Origin of the sequence: Bradyrhizobium sp. LHD-71 (genome assembly GCF_031157255.1) — a bacterium.
In the GTDB taxonomy this organism is placed as follows: Bacteria; Pseudomonadota; Alphaproteobacteria; order Rhizobiales; family Xanthobacteraceae; genus P52-10.
In genome coordinates, this window is the sequence record NZ_JAVIFX010000003.1 from 235,737 (window position 1) to 252,860 (window position 17,124).

15 protein-coding genes are annotated in these 17,124 nt (G+C 62.5%); 7 read left to right on the forward strand and 8 right to left on the reverse strand.

Features of this window, described 5'->3' with window-relative positions; all coding sequences use genetic code 11:
- Window positions 1-4 precede the first annotated feature (4 nt).
- Window positions 5-1,831, reverse strand: a complete 1,827-nt coding sequence (gene mutL, locus RCO31_RS03845) for a DNA mismatch repair endonuclease MutL (RefSeq protein WP_308966904.1) — start codon at window positions 1,829-1,831, stop codon at window positions 5-7.
- A gap of 169 nt (window positions 1,832-2,000) precedes the next feature.
- Here mutL and phnF point away from each other — a divergent pair, with 169 nt between their 5' ends.
- The 6 genes from phnF (at window position 2,001) to RCO31_RS03875 (ending at window position 8,027) form a co-directional block, all read left to right on the forward strand.
- Complete coding sequence (phnF, locus tag RCO31_RS03850; protein WP_308966905.1) at window positions 2,001-2,720, forward strand: phosphonate metabolism transcriptional regulator PhnF; 720 nt, start codon at window positions 2,001-2,003, stop codon at window positions 2,718-2,720.
- Between the two features lie 141 nt (window positions 2,721-2,861).
- On the forward strand, window positions 2,862-4,172 hold the full coding sequence (locus RCO31_RS03855; protein WP_308966906.1) for an extracellular solute-binding protein: 1,311 nt from the start codon (window positions 2,862-2,864) through the stop codon (window positions 4,170-4,172).
- A 56-nt stretch (window positions 4,173-4,228) separates the two neighbouring features.
- Complete coding sequence (locus RCO31_RS03860) at window positions 4,229-5,410, forward strand: ABC transporter ATP-binding protein (protein WP_308966907.1); 1,182 nt, start codon at window positions 4,229-4,231, stop codon at window positions 5,408-5,410.
- Complete coding sequence (locus RCO31_RS03865) at window positions 5,407-6,342, forward strand: carbohydrate ABC transporter permease (protein WP_374991417.1); 936 nt, start codon at window positions 5,407-5,409, stop codon at window positions 6,340-6,342. The genes RCO31_RS03860 and RCO31_RS03865 overlap by 4 nt, the downstream gene beginning before the upstream one ends.
- Complete coding sequence (locus RCO31_RS03870; protein ID WP_308966909.1) at window positions 6,339-7,160, forward strand: carbohydrate ABC transporter permease; 822 nt, start codon at window positions 6,339-6,341, stop codon at window positions 7,158-7,160. The genes RCO31_RS03865 and RCO31_RS03870 overlap by 4 nt, the downstream gene beginning before the upstream one ends.
- A 21-nt stretch (window positions 7,161-7,181) precedes the next feature.
- Entirely contained in the window at window positions 7,182-8,027 is an 846-nt protein-coding gene (locus RCO31_RS03875; protein ID WP_308966910.1) for a phosphodiesterase, read from the forward strand.
- Between the two features lie 140 nt (window positions 8,028-8,167).
- Here the strand turns inward: RCO31_RS03875 and arfB are convergent, their stop codons facing one another.
- From arfB to lspA, 6 genes are all read right to left on the reverse strand, one after another.
- Complete coding sequence (gene arfB, locus RCO31_RS03880; RefSeq protein ID WP_308967057.1) at window positions 8,168-8,587, reverse strand: alternative ribosome rescue aminoacyl-tRNA hydrolase ArfB; 420 nt, start codon at window positions 8,585-8,587, stop codon at window positions 8,168-8,170.
- A 122-nt stretch (window positions 8,588-8,709) separates the two neighbouring features.
- Window positions 8,710-10,050 (reverse strand): glucose-6-phosphate isomerase, encoded by a 1,341-nt coding sequence (locus RCO31_RS03885; RefSeq protein WP_308966911.1) that lies wholly within the window; start codon window positions 10,048-10,050, stop codon window positions 8,710-8,712.
- A 283-nt stretch (window positions 10,051-10,333) separates the two neighbouring features.
- The gene (locus tag RCO31_RS03890; protein ID WP_308966912.1) at window positions 10,334-11,656 is read right to left on the reverse strand and encodes a pitrilysin family protein; all 1,323 of its coding nucleotides are present in this window, start codon (window positions 11,654-11,656) and stop codon (window positions 10,334-10,336) included.
- Window positions 11,653-13,053: a pitrilysin family protein gene (locus RCO31_RS03895; RefSeq protein ID WP_308966913.1), complete on the reverse strand. Its 1,401-nt coding sequence runs from the start codon at window positions 13,051-13,053 to the stop codon at window positions 11,653-11,655. Before RCO31_RS03895 ends, RCO31_RS03890 begins: the two co-directional genes overlap by 4 nt.
- 114 nt (window positions 13,054-13,167) lie before the next feature.
- Window positions 13,168-13,872 carry a hypothetical protein gene (locus RCO31_RS03900; RefSeq protein WP_308966914.1) on the reverse strand — a complete coding sequence of 235 codons (705 nt, stop codon included), beginning with the start codon at window positions 13,870-13,872 and terminating at the stop codon, window positions 13,168-13,170.
- 101 nt (window positions 13,873-13,973) lie between these two features.
- Window positions 13,974-14,471 (reverse strand): signal peptidase II, encoded by a 498-nt coding sequence (lspA, locus tag RCO31_RS03905; protein WP_308966915.1) that lies wholly within the window; start codon window positions 14,469-14,471, stop codon window positions 13,974-13,976.
- A gap of 163 nt (window positions 14,472-14,634) precedes the next feature.
- On the opposite strand from lspA, the gene RCO31_RS03910 reads away from it, so the two are divergent.
- A complete protein-coding gene (locus RCO31_RS03910) occupies window positions 14,635-15,522 on the forward strand; it encodes a TauD/TfdA family dioxygenase (RefSeq protein WP_308966916.1) in 888 nt (295 codons plus the stop codon).
- Window positions 15,523-15,626: 104 nt separating this feature from the next.
- On the opposite strand, the gene RCO31_RS03915 is transcribed toward RCO31_RS03910, so the two are convergent.
- Window positions 15,627-17,069 carry a glutamate synthase subunit beta gene (locus tag RCO31_RS03915; RefSeq protein WP_308966917.1) on the reverse strand — a complete coding sequence of 481 codons (1,443 nt, stop codon included), beginning with the start codon at window positions 17,067-17,069 and terminating at the stop codon, window positions 15,627-15,629.
- Window positions 17,070-17,124: the final 55 nt, after the last annotated feature.

Sequence of the window (17,124 nt, forward strand, 5' to 3'; positions counted from 1 at the left end):
CGCTTCATCGCCGCCCAAACAGCCTCTCGATATCAGCGAGCTTCAGCTCCACATACGTAGGGCGGCCATGGTTGCATTGGCCCGAATTCGGTGTGACTTCCATTTCGCGCAAGAGCGCATTCATCTCCTCCGGCCGCAGCTTTCGGCCGGCGCGCACCGAGCCATGGCAGGCCATGGTGGCTGCGACATGCATCAGCCGCCGCTCCAGCGGTAGCGACCCGTCCCATTCCGCCATGTGCTCGCCGAGATCACGCAGCAATGACTTGGCGTCGGTTTTGCCGAGCAGCGCCGGCGTTTCGCGTACAGCGACGGCGCCGGGGCCGAAGGATTCGATCGAGAGGCCGAACCTTTCAAGCTCGGCCGCCCGCTCGACCAGCCGTTCGACGGTGGCTTCGTCGAGTTCGACGATTTCCGGGATCAGCAGCATCTGTCGCGCAACGCCGTCACGCGCGAGCTGGGCCTTCAGCCGCTCATAGACAATGCGCTCGTGGGCAGCGTGCTGGTCGACGACCACCAGTCCGTCGCGGGTCTGCGCGACAATATAGGTTTCGTGGATTTGTGTGCGGGCGGCGCCGAGCGGGCGATCCAGCATGTCTGCCGATGCCACATCGTCCGGCCTGATGTCCGCGGACGGTGCGCCAACGTCGAATGCCGCCTGGGCGGCTTCGGCAAAACCTCTCATCGACGAGGCGTCATAGGTGGCGGGCGCAGGTCCGGTCGGGTAGGCGGGCGAGGTGCGCCAGTCCCACTGCGAACGTGGCACGTCGGTGCGCGGCAGGCCTTGCGGGCGGAACGACGTGATGACAGCGCCATCGCTGTTAGCCGCGGTGCGACGGCCTTCGCGGGCAAGTCCGTCCTTCAGCGCATGCACGATCAGTGCCCGGACAAGGCCTGCATTGCGGAAACGCACTTCGGTCTTCGCTGGGTGGACGTTCGCATCCACCTCGCGCGAATCGAGCGTCACGAACAAGGCCACGACCGGATGCCTGTCGCGCGGCAGGTAGTCGGCATAGGCCGCACGTACAGCGCCGAGAATCAATTTGTCACGCACCGGGCGGCCGTTGACGAAAAGATACTGGCCGAGCGCATTGGCGCGGGTCAGCGACGGCGCTGCTGCAAAACCTTCGACGACGGCGCCCTCGCGCTCGCTGCGCACCTCGATGGCATGGCTGCGGAAATCGCCGCCAAGAATAGCGCCGAGCCGGGTCAGCCGTCCGGCAGCGCCGGGCAGCGCTGCGTTCCAGGTGATCGGCGCGCGCTCTTCGCCGGACAGGGTGAAGGCGATGTCGGGTCGCGCCATGGCGAGGCGCCGGACGACCTCGCGGATCGCTTCGGCTTCTGTCCGATCGCTCTTCAGAAATTTCAGCCGCGCGGGCGTTGCGTAGAACAGATCGGCCACATCGACGCGGGTGCCGTCGTTCAGTGCCGCAGGCATGATGCCCGACTTGGCGCCGCCATCGACACTCAGGCTCCAGGCATGCGTTTCGCTCGCATGGCGGGTGGCGATCGACAGGCGGGCGACGGCGCCGATCGACGGCAGCGCTTCGCCGCGAAAGCCGAGCGTGCGAATGCGCAAGAGGTCCTCGTCGTCGAGTTTCGATGTGGCGTGACGCTCGACTGCAAGCGAAAGATCGGCACGGGTCATGCCGGAGCCGTTGTCCGAGATCGTAATCCGCCGGCGGCCGCCGCCATCGGCGAAGATGTCCAGTCGCGTCGCGCCGGCGTCGATCGCGTTCTCCACAAGCTCCTTCACGACACTCGCGGGCCGTTCGACCACTTCGCCGGCGGCGATGCGGTTGACGATGGTTTCGGGGAGCTGGCGGACCGGCATGCGCGGAATTTTAGGCGTTTGGCGAGGCTGAGGGGAGGGTGAATGCAGGCTTATCCGCGGTTGTTCGCGAAGCGGAAGGGATTGGGTAGAGCGTTCCTCAACCCCTTTCTAATCCCGGACTAACGATCTAGATGATTGATCGCCGGCAACCAAGGGGCAAGGGCATTCAATGCGAAAGGCGGGAGTCCTGCTGTGGCGTGAGGTCGAAGATGCATTGAGCCGTGACATTGCTGCGGGCGTGCATTCGCCCGGCTCACGATTGCCCACCGAGGGCGAGCTTGCCGTGCGGTTTGGCGTGAACCGACACACGGTTCGCAGGGCGCTTTCGGCGCTGCAGGAACGCGGAGCGATCACGATCGAGCAAGGTCGGGGCATGTTCGTTCGGACGCCGAAACTCGCTTATCCGATCACGCAACGTACGCGGTATTCCGAAAACCTCGCGCGGCTGAGCCTGCCTCTGGCCGGCCGTGTCTTGCGCAATTGGGAAATGCCGGCGACAGCCGCGCTTGCACGTGATCTTCAAATCGATGAGGGCAGTCTCTGTCTCGCGATCGACGACCTCCGCGACATCGATGGCGAGCCGATCAGCTTCACCACGCATCACTTTCCTGCCGCAAGGTTTGCTGGGCTGGCCGAAGCTTTTATCGAGCTCAAATCGATCACCGAGGCCCTGAGGCACTTCAATGTCACGGACTACACGCGGAAGTTGACGCGGGTGCATGCGCGCCCCGCGGACCTGGAGGAGGCCGCGGCGCTCAGGATCCCAAACGGCGCGCCTGCATTGGTCGTCGAAGCGATCAACGTGGATCAGGACGGCATACCCATCGAATACGGTTACACGCGCTCGGCTGGAGGCCGTTTCGAGCTGATCATTGAAGCTCAACGGTGAAATTGATCTATTCATCTAGATGTAATTACGGCGTCACGAGCCGGTTTTAGTTTCCAGGCTGTCCGCAAGCCGGACCCGAGCAGCGGATGGGCGGAGCAGGCGCTCCGCTTTGCACCCGTTGCCGACCTGAAGGGGACAGCTATGAAACAACATGTCAGCCGCCGCGGCGCCGTCGTCGTATTCGCCGCAACTGCCGCGGTCGCTGCGGGACTCGCGACGCCCGCCAGCGCGCAGCGTGCGATCGAAGTGGTGGTTCAGTACACACAGCCTCAGATCTTCGACAAAGTCTTCGATCAGCTCAAAGCCGATTTCGAAGCAGAAAATCCTGACATCAAAATCAAATTTCGCGGCGCTCACAAGGATTACACCGCCGGCATCCAGGCGTTGTTGCGCGAGGCGGTCGTCGGCGAGATGGCGCATGTGGATTACGTCGGGCTATCCTACGTTTCGACCATCGACCAGCGTGGACTTGCGGTGGATCTCGCCCCGCTGATGCGCGCCGACAATTCGACCTTCGAGAAGGGCGGTTGGACGCCACCGCTTCAATCGCTTGGCAAGGTCGGCGAGAAGCAGCTTGGACTTCCGTTTGCGCTGTCCATGTCGCTCGTCTACTTCAACGCTGATCTCGTGCGGAAAGCAGGCTTCGATCCCGCCGCAATGCCGCGGGATTGGGACGGCCTGCTGAAGGTTGCGGGCAAGGTGCGCGCACTCGGGCCCGACATTGCCGGCATGTATATGCCGTATGCGAGCAACTGGTACGGCGCGTGGTATTTCCAAGGCGTCTTGTTTGGTCTCGGCGGAGAGATGATGCCTCCCGGTGCGCAAGCCGTCGCCTTTGACAAGGATCCGCATTTTCAGAGGGCCTTCGGCCTGTACCGACGAATGGTCGATGAGGGCGGTTTTGTGCCGCTTGCGGACCAGGCTGCACGACAGCAGTTCATCGCCGGGCGGATGGGCCTGTTTATCGACTCCATCTCGCGTCTCAATAACTTTTCCGAATCGATCGGAGACCGCTTCAGGCTTGGTACGAGCCCGCATCCGGTGGGATCGGAGGCCGCGCGATTGCCGAGTGGAGGTAACGTTGCGATCATTACCAAGGCCGCCGAAAAGGACCCCGCGGTGCTGGCCGCAGCCTGGAAATGGCTGAAATACTCGACCGGACCTCATGGTACGAACCAGGTCATCCGCAATGTCGGATATACCCCGGTCAATGTCCTTGCACTGGAGGATCCCAAGCTCCTCAAGGGCTATTTCGATGATCGACCACTGCACAAGACCGCAGTCGACCAGCTTCCTCTGGTTCGCGAGTGGTTTCAGTATCCGGGCACGAACGCCATCAAGATCGATGAAGCCATCGGCCAGCATCTCGAGAGCGTCGTTGACAAGTCCATGACGCCGGATCAGGCGCTTGTGTCCCTGACCAAGGAGGTTAATCGCCTGCTGCCTCGATGAGTGTTCACAAGAGAAGGCGCCGGAACATCATCCTCGCTTGTGAGCGGAGCAATGCGATGACCGCGGTGAGCCTCACGGGCATCACAAAAGCGTTCAAGACGACGCCGGTGCTGCGCGGCGTCAACCTGACGGTAAATGGCGGCGAGTTCCTTGCGATCGTTGGTCCGTCAGGATGCGGAAAGTCGACGTTGCTGCGCATTGTTGCCGGCCTGGAAGAACACGATGGTGGTGAAGTCCGTATCGGCGGCGCTGTCGTTGACGAGCTTCCACCGGGCGCGCGCGACATAGCGATGGTGTTCCAGTCCTATGCCCTCTATCCGCATATGACCGTCCGCGAGAACATTGCGTTGCCATTGGCGATGCGTGATCTTTCCCGAGTCGAGCGGTTGCCGTTGACTCGCTATCTCAGCCGCCGTGTTGCCGACCGGCGCCTGAAGATCCGGGCTGCCGTCGCCGATGCCGCCGCGCTCGTCGCGCTTGACGGCCTCTTGGATCGAAAACCGAAGGAGCTTTCCGGCGGCCAACGGCAGCGTGTCGCGCTCGCCCGCGCACTGGTCCGTCGACCACAGCTTTTCCTACTGGATGAGCCACTGTCCAATCTGGATGCCGCTCTTCGCACAACGACGCGCGCCGAGATTGTAGAGTTGCAACGCCGTCTCGGCATCGCGACGATCTACGTGACGCATGATCAGGCCGAAGCGATGACCATGGCGGACCGGATCGCCGTCATGATGGAGGGCGCCGTCGTTCAGGTGGGAACTGCAAAGTGCCTGTACGATACTCCGGCCGATATCCGCGTCGCCCAATTCATCGGCACGCCGCAAATGAACTTTCTGCCGGCGATCGTCGCTCGCGGTGCCGTGCGCGTCGCCGGATTGCAGGCGCCGATCGGCCTCGCACCGACGGCGGCTGACGGCTCAGCACGGCTCGGTATTCGTGCGGAGCACCTGCGCCTGGCGATTCATGGGCGTGGCTGGCTTGCCGGCACGGTGCGGCATCACGAGTTTCTGGGCGCCGAGCAACTGATCCACGTGGTCGCCGACGGCATTGCAGCTCCACCGATGTTGGTGCGAGCGGCAAGTGACGATCCGTTGCCGCCATCCGGCACGCGGGTGGGGCTCATACCGGCATGGCACAGGATGCACCTGTTCGATGCGAGCGGCCGCAGGCACGAGATCGAGGCCGCTGAGTCGACCGCGACCCAAGCCGGCTCACGAAGTCTGTGGGCCACGTCGTGAGTCTCGCGCTTGCCGGTCATGCTAGTTCGGCCGCAGGTGTTCCGTCGGTGCGCGGTCGTCGCGCGCGCGAGAGGCGCAAAGCGTGGCTGCTCGTTGCGCCGCTATCCATCGGTTTGGTGCTGTTCCTGGTGCTGCCATGCCTGGGTGTCGTTGCGATGGCCTTTTCCGACTGGCATCTCGGCCAGGAGAATATTGGTTTTGCCGGGCTGGATAATTTTTCCGAGCTCGCGAACGACGCCGTGTTTCGCCGTTCGGCGCTGAACACCATCATCTACGCACTCTCGGTTACGCCGTTGTCCGTACTGCTCGGCTTGATGCTCGCGCTACTGATCGAAAGTTCCACGCTCGGTCGTGCCTTCTTCCGGTCGGCCTTCTTTCTGCCCGTGATCTCCACGACGGTCGCAATGGCGATTGTCTGGGAGTTTCTGCTTCACCCGTCACTCGGCCCGGTCAATGCTCTTATTGCGGCTCTCGGGTTGCCGCGGCAAGGCTTCCTGAACGACGCGGCGTTGGTCCTGCCGACGCTCGCCGGCATCGGCATCTGGGAGAACACAGGCTACAACATGGTCCTCGTGATGGCGGGGCTAAAGGCTATTCCGCAGGATCTCTATGATGCGGCGGCGGTCGACGGCGCGCACCGCCCATGGGAACGCTTCTGGACCGTCACGTTACCCCTGCTTGGGCCAACACTTGTCTTCGTCGTCGTCATCTCGTTCCTGCGCTCGTTTCGGGTGTTTGAAACAGTCGCAGCGATTACCCAGGGCGGGCCGCGACGCGCATCCGAGGTCATCCTCTTCACCATCTACCAGGAGGGCTTTGTCTTCTTTCGTATCGGTTATGCCTCGGCGTTGACGGTGGCCTTTGTCGTGGTGCTCTTCGCGCTGACGTTGGTGAAATTCAGGTTTCTTGATCGCAGGGTTCACTACGGATGAACTGTCGCGCGATACTGCGTCTCGCCTTGCTGATTGGCCTCGTGGTGCTCTTCCTGGCGCCGTACGCCTACATGCTCGGCTTTTCCGTGAAGCCGGCGAGTGAGATTTTCGGTGGCAGCCTCTCGCCGCTGCCGACGAGCTTTGCCGGCTTTGCCAACTACGTTGGCGTTATCCAGCGCCGCCCACTTCTTCTGCATCTTGCGAACGGCGCCGTCGTTTGCGCCGGGATCCTGTTCTTTCAACTGCTATTTGCGCTGCCTTGTGCCTATGCGCTCGCCAAACTCCGTTTTGCCGGTCGCGAAGCCGTGTTCGGCCTCGTGCTGTTTGGCTTGCTGATCCCAATCCAGGTCACTGCGCTGCCGATATATGCGGGCTTTGCCGGCCTTCGCCTGCTGGACACGTATGGCGCGCTGATCGTGCCGTTCGTGTCATCCGCCTTTGCGGTCTTCCTGTTTCGCCAGTTCTTTCGCAGCATCCCCGACGAAATGATTGACGCTGCCCGGCTGGACGGACTTGGCGAAATCAGCATCCTCGTGCGTGTTGTCCTGCCGCTCACCCTGCCGGCTGCCACCGCGTTCGGGATTTTTTCGGTCGTGTCGCATTGGAACGACCTGTTCTGGCCCCTGATCGTCGTCCGCTCGCCGGAACTCAATACGCCGCCACTCGGCCTGCTCGCGTTCCGGTCAGCGGAAGCCGGCGATCGTTACGGCGAGCTGATGGCGGCCACCGTTCTTGTGACGGCGCCGCTTATTCTCGTCTTCCTCGTCGCCCAAAGACGCTTCGTCGAGGGCATCAGTCTTGGCGCCCTCAAGGGGTGAATTTCCTGGGAGTAGCTTACCGTGCTGAAGGTTATCCAGATCACCGATTGCCACCTTTTACCGTCCGGCGAAACGGTCTTCGGCTCGAACCCTGAGACGCGGCTGCGTGCCTGCATCGCCGACATAAATCGCAATCATCCCGACGCTGCGCTCTGCGTTCTGACTGGCGACCTCGCCCATCACGCGGACCCGCGCGCCTACGCGATCCTGAGCAACTGCCTGAGGGAGCTCGTCATTCCCTATCGATTGATGATGGGTAATCATGATGACCGGGCCGCGTTGCGTGCCGCCTTTCCCGAGGTGCAGATGGACGAACATGGTTTTGTGCAGTCGACCTTCGTAACCCCTGAGGCGCGCCTGCTGTTCTTGGATACCACAGAGCCTGGCGTTCACACTGGCGCGTATTGCGAACGCCGGCGAGCGTGGCTGAAAGGCCGCCTCGATGAGCACAGCAGTGGGACGCCGGATTATTTGTTCATGCATCATCCGCCGTTTGCGATCGAACTGCCACATATCGACCAGTACGTTATGGCCGAAACAGACGCGTCGGCGCTGGGTGATTTGCTGCGGCAGCGGCGCGCCCCGCGGCACATCTTTTTTGGACACGTTCACCGGCCAGTCTGCGGCTCCTGGCTTGGCATCCCGTTCAGCGCGTTGCGCGGGACCAATCACCAGTCCTGGCTGGACTTTCATGCGGTCAAAGAGAACATCTGCAGTCTCGAGCCGCCCGCCTATGCAGTCATCTTCATCGGGCCGGATCGGACCATCGTCCATTTCCATGATTACATGGATGACACTCCGAAATACGTCTATGACCCGTCCGCACCGGTCGAGCATCAGGTCAGGCCGCTGGTGTCGATCGGCTGAAGATAGCGGCGGTTCGATACTCGCAACGACGTCGCTTCGCTCGCCCATGGAAAGCGGGGATCCACTATCCCAGTGCCGCAGCGTTCTTATCGCAATGTTGCGGAGTACTGGATGCCCGCCTTCGCGAGACTCATCATGTTCTAATCGTCGAACCTTCGACCGCCGCGCATCGACTTGATGTTGCCGCGCCGCTTCTTGCCCTCGAGCCGGCGCTGCTTTGAGGCAAATGTCGGCCGCGTCGCGCGGCGCGGCGTGGGTCGGATACTGGCCTCGCGCAGCATGTCGACCAGCCTGTCGATTGCATCCTGCCGGTTCCGCTCCTGAGTGCGGAAGCGCTGGGCATGGATCACAACCACGCCATCCTTGGTCAGCCGCTGGCCTGCAATGCGCGCGAAGCGCTCATGTACATCCGGCGCGAGATTGGCGCGGGCGATGTCGTAGCGCAATTGCGCCGCGGTCGAGAGCTTGTTGACGTTCTGCCCGCCGGGGCCGGAAGCGCGAACGAACGAAATATCAAGGTCGTTCTCGTCGACGACGATATCGCGGGTGATCCGCAGCATGGCTGCCCAACTAGAGCGCATTCCGTTCGGGTTGAACGGGGATACGCTCCAGATTCCTTTCATGGTCGCATTTTCTCGCAGAAAGCCGATGTCCGCCTTTCCGGAAAATGCTCTAGGGAGAATCAATCCTCTGCAATATAGCGCTTTGCGAGGATCTTGCCTTCTTCAACGGCAGGCTGGTCGAACGCATCGATGCCGAGCAGCTGCGCTGCGATCATCGTCTCCAGCATGTAGTGCATCAGGAATTCACCCATCGTCACTTCGTCGACGATATCCATATGGAAGGTACGCACCGGGCAGCCGTTCTTCGCCAGCGTCTCGGCGGTGGCGCGGCCCTGGGCGGCCACAAGATCGCCGATGGTCTTGCCGCCGAGCGCGTCCTCTCCGCAGAGCTTCGCCAGATCCTTCGGCATCCGCGGCCCTTTGCCCTTGGTGCCGACGGTCACGATGGTGAACAGCTTGTCACGCGGACCGGCGATGAAGAGCTGCAGCTGGCTGTGCTGATCGACAGGGCCTAGCGCCGCCAGCGGCGTTGTACCCTTGCCGTCCTTACCGAGGCTTTCCGCCCAGAGCTGCACGTACCATTTGCCAAACCACGCCAGCCGGTCCGCATACGGCATGAGCACCGTGATGGATTTGCCGGTCGCAGCCAGGGCAATCGACAGTGCGGCGCCGACTGCCGGCAGCACATCCGCGGCCGGCGTTTTCGCCAGCACCGGCGCCACCGCCCTTGCCGCACCTGCGCGGATCGCCGTTATGTTGAGACCGGCGACGGCCGCGGGTAGCAGGCCCACATTGGTCAGCACCGAGAAGCGGCCGCCAATGCCGGTGTGATGATCGAGCATCGGTACCTTGAAGTGCTCGAGCATGCTCCGCAGGCCGTTTTTGCCGCCTGCTTTGGCGGGCTCGGACAGGCCGAGCATCAAGTCGGGGATTTTTGCCTCCAGCCCTGCCGACTTGATGGCGTCGAGCACGGCCATCGTCTGCATCAGCGTTTCGCCGGTGCCGCCGGATTTCGAGATGGCGACGAACTTCGTCGTAGCAAGCGGGAGCTTGCCAAGCATTTCGGCAAAAGTTCGCGGGTCCAGGTTGTCGAGGAAATGCAGACGCGGCTTGTCGCGCAGCGCGCTGAGGCCGGGAATGTTGAAGTCAGCGAGCTGCAGCAGCGTCTGGCCGCCCAGGCTGGAACCGCCAACGCCGAGGAAGACGATGTCGCTCGCGCCGTCGCGCAACCGCTTCGCTGCGCCCTCGATGGCCGGCAGGTCGCCGCGCTCCTCGGGAATCTTCAGATGAGGCAAACTGCCGTTCGCATAGCCGGCCCGCAACCAGTCGAGCGCGGGCTCGGTGCGCTTCAGCATTGCATCGAAATCCTTCGTCGTCACACCGCGCGGGCCGACCCTCTCGGCACGCGCAAGCTCGATCGATTGGACAAGCGAAGTCGAAGATTTTGCGGCATCAGGCATCTATGGGATTTCCAGAAGTCGGGGGTGTATTCGAAAACGCCGTCGCCTTATACCAGTTCCGCGCGCGTGAGTGTCCTGTTTCTGACCCTCCCGCGACCTCGCCGAGAGGACTGCGTGCAAGCGCTAGAAACAACAAGGATACTGGCAACCTGATAATTCCGGTGTGGCTTTTGTTTTCTGACGTTCCGATGACTGAGATTGCAGCAGGGTGATCAGAACTCAGAAATAGCGCACAAGCCCTTGTCGACCAGGCAGCCGTGACACCTGCTTGCGGTTAAGGTGGTTAGTTGCCGGTCGGTTGCGCGACGCGGCCGACCGCAACGGTCAAAAACCGCTGGTCCCACAACCGTTTGGCGACCCGCTTGGCGTCGTCCAACGTCACGGCATCGATCAGGCCGTTGCGGCGGTCGATATAGTCGATGCCGAGATCGTCGATCTGGTATTGCAATAGCGCACCGGCGATCTTGGACGAGGTGTCCAGCGAGAGCATTTGCGAGCCCTTCAGGTACGACTTCGCTTCGTCGAGTTCCTTCTGGGAGGGGCCTTCCGCGGCGATGCGGTGGATCTCCTTCTCAATCGTGTCGATCGTGTCGTTGGCACGATCGGCGCGAGTCGCGGTCGACCCCATGACGAAGGCCGTCTGGCGAAACCAGACGAGACTCTCGGAGATCGAGTAGACGAGACCGCGCTTCTCGCGCACTTCGCGATAGAGGCGCGATGTCATGCCACCGGCCAGAATATGATTGAGCACGTAAGCCGTCATGAAATCCGGATCGGATCGCACGATGCCCGGTGCGCCGAACAGGACTACGGTCTGCGGTACGTCGAGCGTGACGTTGACGCGGGACGGCGGCACGTGCAGTTCGACCGGCGGAATCGGCTTCAGATCGGATTTTGCAGGAAGGCCGGCGAATACACGATCCAGCATCGCGCCGAGGGTTGCCGGATCGATATCGCCGACCACCGAGATTTTCACCGTGTCGCGCGCGATCACCCGCTTGGCGTGATCGCGCAGGTCGTCGGCTGAAATCTTCGGCACGCTGTCCAATGTGCCGCTGGGAGGCGACGCGTAGGGATGGGTGCCGAATCCGACCTCGAAGAAGCGCTTGCTGGCGATGTCGTTCGGGCTTGTGCTCTGGCGGCGCAGCGTCGCCATCACCTGCGCGCGAATACGCTCCAGCGCCTCAGCGTCGAAGCGTGGTTGCGCCAATGCGAGCCGCAACAGGTCAAAAGCCTCGTCACGATGCTCCTTCAGCGTCCGCAGCGACCCGCGCAGATGCTCGCGGGAATCATTGAAGCTGAGGTCGATAGCGCGTCTTTCAAGCCGCTCGCGAAACGCCTTGGCGTCGAGATCGCCGGCTCCTTCGTCGAGCAGGCTCGCGACCAGGTTGGCGACGCCGGGCTTGTCCGGTGGATCCTGGGTTGATCCGCCGGCAAAGGCGTATTCCATGGCGATGATGGGAACGGTCGTATCCTGCACGAGCCAGGCTTCGATGCCACCGGGCGAAACGACGCGCTGGATGTTGGTGGCTTGCGCAGATGCAAGCGACAGCAAGAGGCCGCAGACGGCAGCGATGCCGAGATACGACACGCGGGCGAGCCTCATGAGCGCTTGTCCTCGCGCTTCGCCGTAGTGTCCTTGATCAGGTAGCCGGTCACCGAGCGATTCTTCTCCAGCCATGTCCTCGCCGCGTCGCGCACCTGGTCACCGGTCACCGCGCGTACCCGATCCGGCCAGCTTACGATCTGGTCGATCGTCAGCCCGATCGTGAGCGCGCCGCCGTACCAGCGCGCCATCGTGCTCTGGTTGTCACGGGCGTAGGTCGCCTCCGAGATCAGCTGCGTCTTGACGCGATCGAGATCTTCGGCGCGCACGCCGTTCTGCGCAACGTCGGCGATCACCTTTTCGATTGCGTCCTCGATCTCGGGGAAGCCGATGCCGGGCTTCGGTACGGCAGACACCGCGAATTGCGTGGGATCAAGCGCCGAGCCATTATACCAGGCGCCGGTCGATATCGCGAGGCCACGCTCGACCACCAGCGAGCGATAGAGGTAGGAGTTGCTGCCCGCGCCAAGCACTTGCGCCAGCACTTCGAGCGCCGGAGCTTCGCCCGCAGCTGCCGTCACCGCCGACGGCACGAGATAATAGCGCCGCAGGCTCGGCTGTTCGACCCGCGGGTCGGCGAGTGTCACCGTGCGCGGTGCGATCGGCGTCGGTTCTTGCGGGCGGATGCGTTTTGCCGGGATCGACGGTTGCCGCACCTGCTGGCCGTAGGTCTTCTCGGCAAGCTTGCGGACTTCTTCCGGTTCGACATCGCCTGCGACCACCAGCGTCGCATTGTTTGGCGCGTAGAAGCGTTTGTAAAATTCCAGCGCGTCTTCCCGATTGAGCTGCTCGATCTCGTGCCGCCAGCCGATCACCGGGCGGCCGTAAGGATGATTGAGATACAGTGCCGCCATGATCTGTTCCGACAGCTTGGCGTCGGGATTGTTGGCAACGCGCATGTTGTATTCCTCGAGCACGACGTCGCGCTCGGGCAGCACGTTTTCGTCCTTCAGCGTCAGACCGGTCATGCGATCGGCCTCGAACTCCATCACGGTCGCGAGCTTGTCGCGCGGGACGCGCTGGAAGTATCCGGTGTAGTCAGTCGAGGTGAAGGCGTTCTCCTGCCCGCCAATCCGGATCACGGTTTGCGAGAACTGGCCGGCGGGGAAGCGCTTGGTCCCCTTGAACATCAGATGCTCAAGGAAATGCGCCAGGCCCGACTTGCCCGGCGTCTCATCCGCCGAGCCGACCTTGTACCAGATCATGTGGGTGACGACCGGCGTCCGGTGGTCGGGGATGACGACGATCTGCAGGCCGTTCGCAAGCGTGAAACTTGCGGGACGCTGCACCTCCGCCGACTGCGCGCGCGCAACTGTGCTGCCCAGAGCGACAAAAAAACTGAGAAAAGCGAAGATGGCGAATGACGCTTTCGGGGAACGTCGGAAGGACTGCGTCATAATGCCTTTTGGTGTCCGGGCCCCTGCGATTGATTAAGAGGTGCGGCACCTTCGGCCGCAACTCACGAGTTCGCGATCCCGCCTTACGAGTCAGTAATGTTTGGCCGCGTGAAGCTAAAATTTTCCGGGTGCAAGAATTCCGGAAGGATTCGTTACCTGTTCATTGAGCGGTTGCGCCCTGTCGACCTCAGAGATGCCATAGGCTTGATTGGATGAGGGCGTCTGATAACCGGGCGGCGGCTGCGTCAGGCTCTCGCGCGTCGGCTCGCTGGTGAAAGGTACGTTGTCTTCCCGCTTGGAACCGAACAGGCCGAAAAGGTTCTTCGTCACGCCAAGCTGCGACGGGCTGAGAATGCCGCTACCCTCGTTAATGAGCCGGCGCTCCTCGCTGAGACCGGGCTGAGGCGCGGCGGTCGCGGTCCGAGCACGTGCCTGCCCAAGCGGCTCCGGCTGGATCCGGATCTGCTCGGCGGGCTCATTCTCCAGCACCTTGTTGCGCTTCTTGATGGCTTCGCGCGCTGCACGGCGCTCCAGCACATCCGGATCCTTCGGCCAGTTCGCAGCGGTCGGCCGCTGGGTCTCTGGCGGCGGCAGCGTGAGCTGCCGCGGTACGACCAGCGGCGAGCGCTCGCGGTAGTTGATCCCGTTGGAGCCGTCAGTGGCGCCGAGCCCGCGCATCAAATTGCCGATGAAGCCCTCGTCGCGGGCCGGTTCGTCGTCATCGATCGCAAAGGCTGGCGCTGCCGTGAACAGCACGCCGATCGTGGCCACTGTGGCGATGGTGTAAAGCAGGCGGTTCGTGGTTTTAAAATCGCGCATCGAATGACTCACCCTGATCGCGTTTGTCTTCGAAGGGGTTTCCTTAGACCGGGCGATCCCGCGCCGTACGGTCAATTCCGACAATAGCTTATCGGCCGGGATCACGGCGCTTTTGCGGCTCCAGGACCAAGAACTGAATCATACAACAGGCCGATCACGCCGGCAACAATGGCTACGTCAGCAAGGTTAAAGACATACCAGTCGAAGCGGCTATCGCCCCATTGCAGGTGAAAAAAGGCAAAATCCATCACCGCGCCGTAGGCGACGCTGTCGATGCCGTTGCCGATCGCCCCACCGATGATCAGACCGAGGCCAAGTGCGGTGACGCGGTTGTGGGCGTGCCACAGCCAGATCGCTAGCGCCGCGATGGCCGCGACCTTGATCGCCAGCAACAGCGCCTGGGCCGCGGCCGTCTCGGCCTGAAACCAGCCGTAGCTGATGCCCCTGTTCCAGGTCAGTGTCAGGTCGAAAAACGGCGCCACCCTGACGGCACCGCGCGCCGCGATGTCGTAGACGAACAACAGGTACAGCTTCGACGCCTGGTCTAGAACGAGCACGACCAGCGCCGTCAACAGTCCCAGGCTGACTTTTGCGTTCATCTGCGATGCCGGTGTGTACACGTTGCGATTTTCGCAACAGTCCCTAAGCCAGCTCGGCGGGCTTTGCAAAGTGAGGCGGGCCAGCGTTGCAATCGGAAGGAGAAATGCTCATGCTGGTGCGTAACCGGCAGCCACACGCCGGATAAATCAAAGGAGGATCGCCATGCCCGTCAGCATCCGTCCGCTGCACGACCTGTTCGTCGGCGAAGTTTCAGGCATCGACATCGCAAAGCCGCTTACGCCGGACGAGGTCACGGCGCTTGAAACCGGCATGGATCGCTACGCGGTGCTGGTTTTTCACGGCCAGGCCCTTTCCGACGAGCAGCAAATGGCATTTTCGCGCAACTTCGGTCCGCTGGAGGATGCGCGCGGCGGCAACGTCACCAAGCCGGGAGACAAGCGCCTCGGCACCGGGATGAACGACGTGTCAAATCTCGGCAAGGACGGTAAACCGCTCGCGCGCGACTCCCGGCAGCGGCTGTTCAATCTCGGCAATTCGCTCTGGCATTCGGATTCCTCGTTCCGCGCCACGCCGGCGAAATATTCGCTGCTGTCGGCGCGTATCGTCAACAAGAAGGGCGGCAACACCGAATTTGCGGACATGCGTGCAGCCTATGACACGCTCGATGACGAGGTGAAGCGCGAGATCGAGGACCTCATCTGCGAGCACTCGTTGATGTACTCGCGCGGCTCGCTCGGCTTCCTCGACTACACCGACGAAGAGAAACAGATGTTCAAGCCAGTCAGGCAGCGTCTGGTGCGGACCCACCCGGTCACCGGCCGCAAGTCGCTCTACCTGTCATCGCATGCGGGCGGGATCGTCGGCATGCCGATGCCGGAAGCGCGGTTGTTGCTGCGCGATCTGAACGAGCATGCGACGCAGCCGAAATTCGTCTATGCCCACAAATGGACGCTGCATGATCTCGTCATCTGGGACAACCGCCAGACGATGCACCGCGTGCGGCGGTACGACGAAAGCCAGCCGCGCGACATGCGCCGCACGACCGTCGCCGGAGACGCGCCGACGGTTGCGCAGCAGGCCGCGGAGTGATGGCGAAGCCGTCATTGCGGGTCCGCATGGCCCGAAGGGCGAAGCCGGGGTCGCAAAGACGCTGAGGGGCTGTTGCGCAGTGGGTGATCCCCGCGGGCGCCTCGCTACAACGGCAGCGTTGACGACCCCATCAGGAAGCGATCGACCATGTGGGCACACTGACGGCCCTCACGGATGGCCCAGACGACCAGCGACTGGCCGCGGCGCATGTCACCGGCGGTGAACACCTTCGCCAGCGAGGTCTGGTAGTCATTGGTCGAGGCGCGAACGTTGCCGCGCGGGTCGAGCTCGACACCGAGGCCCTTGAGCAGGCCATCGTGCACCGGGTGTACGAAGCCCATTGCCAACAGCACGAGGTCGGCCTTGATGATGAATTCGCTGCCGACGATCGGCTGCATCTTGCTGTCGACGTGCACGCAGTGCAGCGTCGTGACCTTGCCCTTCTCGCCGGAGAAGCGCTGCGTGAGAACGGCGAATTCGCGCTTCGCGCCTTCCTGATGACTGGACGAGGTACGCATCTTCAACGGCCAGTTCGGCCAGGTCAGCAGCTTGTTTTCCCGCTCCGGCGGCTCCGGCATGATCTCAAGCTGCACAATCTGCTTGGCGCCGTGACGCGCGGAGGTGCCGATGCAGTCGGAGCCGGTGTCGCCGCCGCCGATCACGACCACATGCTTGTTGGTGGCGAGAATGTCCTTCCCGGTCAGCGGCTCGCCGCTGACGCGGCGGTTCTGCTGCGGTAGGAAGTCCATGGCGAAATGGATGCCGTCGAGGTCGCGCCCCTGCACCGGCAGGTCGCGCGGCGCCTCGGCGCCGCCGGTCAGCGCGATCGCGTCGTAGGTCTTCACGAGCTCCTGCGCGTCGACGGTGGTGCCGACATGCGCCCCGTAGTGGAACGTGACGCCTTCGGCTTCCATCTGCCTGACGCGGACGTCGATCAGGTCCTTTTCCATCTTGAAGTCGGGAATGCCATAGCGGAGCAGGCCGCCGGCCTTTGCATATTTCTCATAGACATGCACATCGTGGCCCGCACGCGCGAGCTGCTGCGCGCAAGCCAGGCCTGCCGGACCCGAGCCGATCACAGCGACCTTCTTGCCCGTCTTTTGTGAAGCCGGCTCCGGCTGCACCCAACCGTTCTTCAGCGAACGGTCGGCGATCTCGCATTCGATGCTCTTGATCGTGACCGGATGGTCGTCGAGGTTCAGCGTGCAGGAGGCTTCGCACGGCGCAGGGCAGATGCGCCCGGTGACCTCGGGGAAGTTGTTGGTCGAGTGCAGGTTGCGCGCGGCCTCTTCCCAGTTGCCGTTGTAGACGAGGTCGTTCCAGTCCGGGATCTGGTTGTTGACCGGGCAGCCGGGCGTTCCGGGCTGCACCGAACCGGTGCCGTGGCAATAGGGAATGCCGCAATTCATGCAGCGCGCAGCCTGATCACGCAGGTCCTGCTCGCTCAAAGGAACGACGAATTCCTTCCAGGTCTTGATGCGGTCGTTGACCGGCTCATAGACCCGGTCGCGCCGTTCGAATTCGAGAAACCCGGTCACCTTGCCCATAACTGAAACCAACGCCCCGAAACTTAAGTTACGTTCTCTGCCATCCCGACAGGCG

Coding starts and splice junctions, on each gene's coding strand:
- RCO31_RS03860 (WP_308966907.1), top strand. CDS start 4,229: ATGACCGCGGTGAGCCTCACGGGCATCACAAAAGCGTTCAAGACGACG.
- RCO31_RS03855 (WP_308966906.1), top strand. CDS start 2,862: ATGAAACAACATGTCAGCCGCCGCGGCGCCGTCGTCGTATTCGCCGCA.
- phnF (WP_308966905.1), top strand. CDS start 2,001: ATGCGAAAGGCGGGAGTCCTGCTGTGGCGTGAGGTCGAAGATGCATTG.
- RCO31_RS03895 (WP_308966913.1), bottom strand. CDS start 13,053: ATGACGCAGTCCTTCCGACGTTCCCCGAAAGCGTCATTCGCCATCTTC.
- RCO31_RS03870 (WP_308966909.1), top strand. CDS start 6,339: ATGAACTGTCGCGCGATACTGCGTCTCGCCTTGCTGATTGGCCTCGTG.
- mutL (WP_308966904.1), bottom strand. CDS start 1,831: ATGCCGGTCCGCCAGCTCCCCGAAACCATCGTCAACCGCATCGCCGCC.
- RCO31_RS03890 (WP_308966912.1), bottom strand. CDS start 11,656: ATGAGGCTCGCCCGCGTGTCGTATCTCGGCATCGCTGCCGTCTGCGGC.
- RCO31_RS03900 (WP_308966914.1), bottom strand. CDS start 13,872: ATGCGCGATTTTAAAACCACGAACCGCCTGCTTTACACCATCGCCACA.
- lspA (WP_308966915.1), bottom strand. CDS start 14,471: ATGAACGCAAAAGTCAGCCTGGGACTGTTGACGGCGCTGGTCGTGCTC.
- RCO31_RS03885 (WP_308966911.1), bottom strand. CDS start 10,050: ATGCCTGATGCCGCAAAATCTTCGACTTCGCTTGTCCAATCGATCGAG.
- RCO31_RS03915 (WP_308966917.1), bottom strand. CDS start 17,069: ATGGGCAAGGTGACCGGGTTTCTCGAATTCGAACGGCGCGACCGGGTC.
- RCO31_RS03910 (WP_308966916.1), top strand. CDS start 14,635: ATGCCCGTCAGCATCCGTCCGCTGCACGACCTGTTCGTCGGCGAAGTT.
- arfB (WP_308967057.1), bottom strand. CDS start 8,587: ATGCTGCGGATCACCCGCGATATCGTCGTCGACGAGAACGACCTTGAT.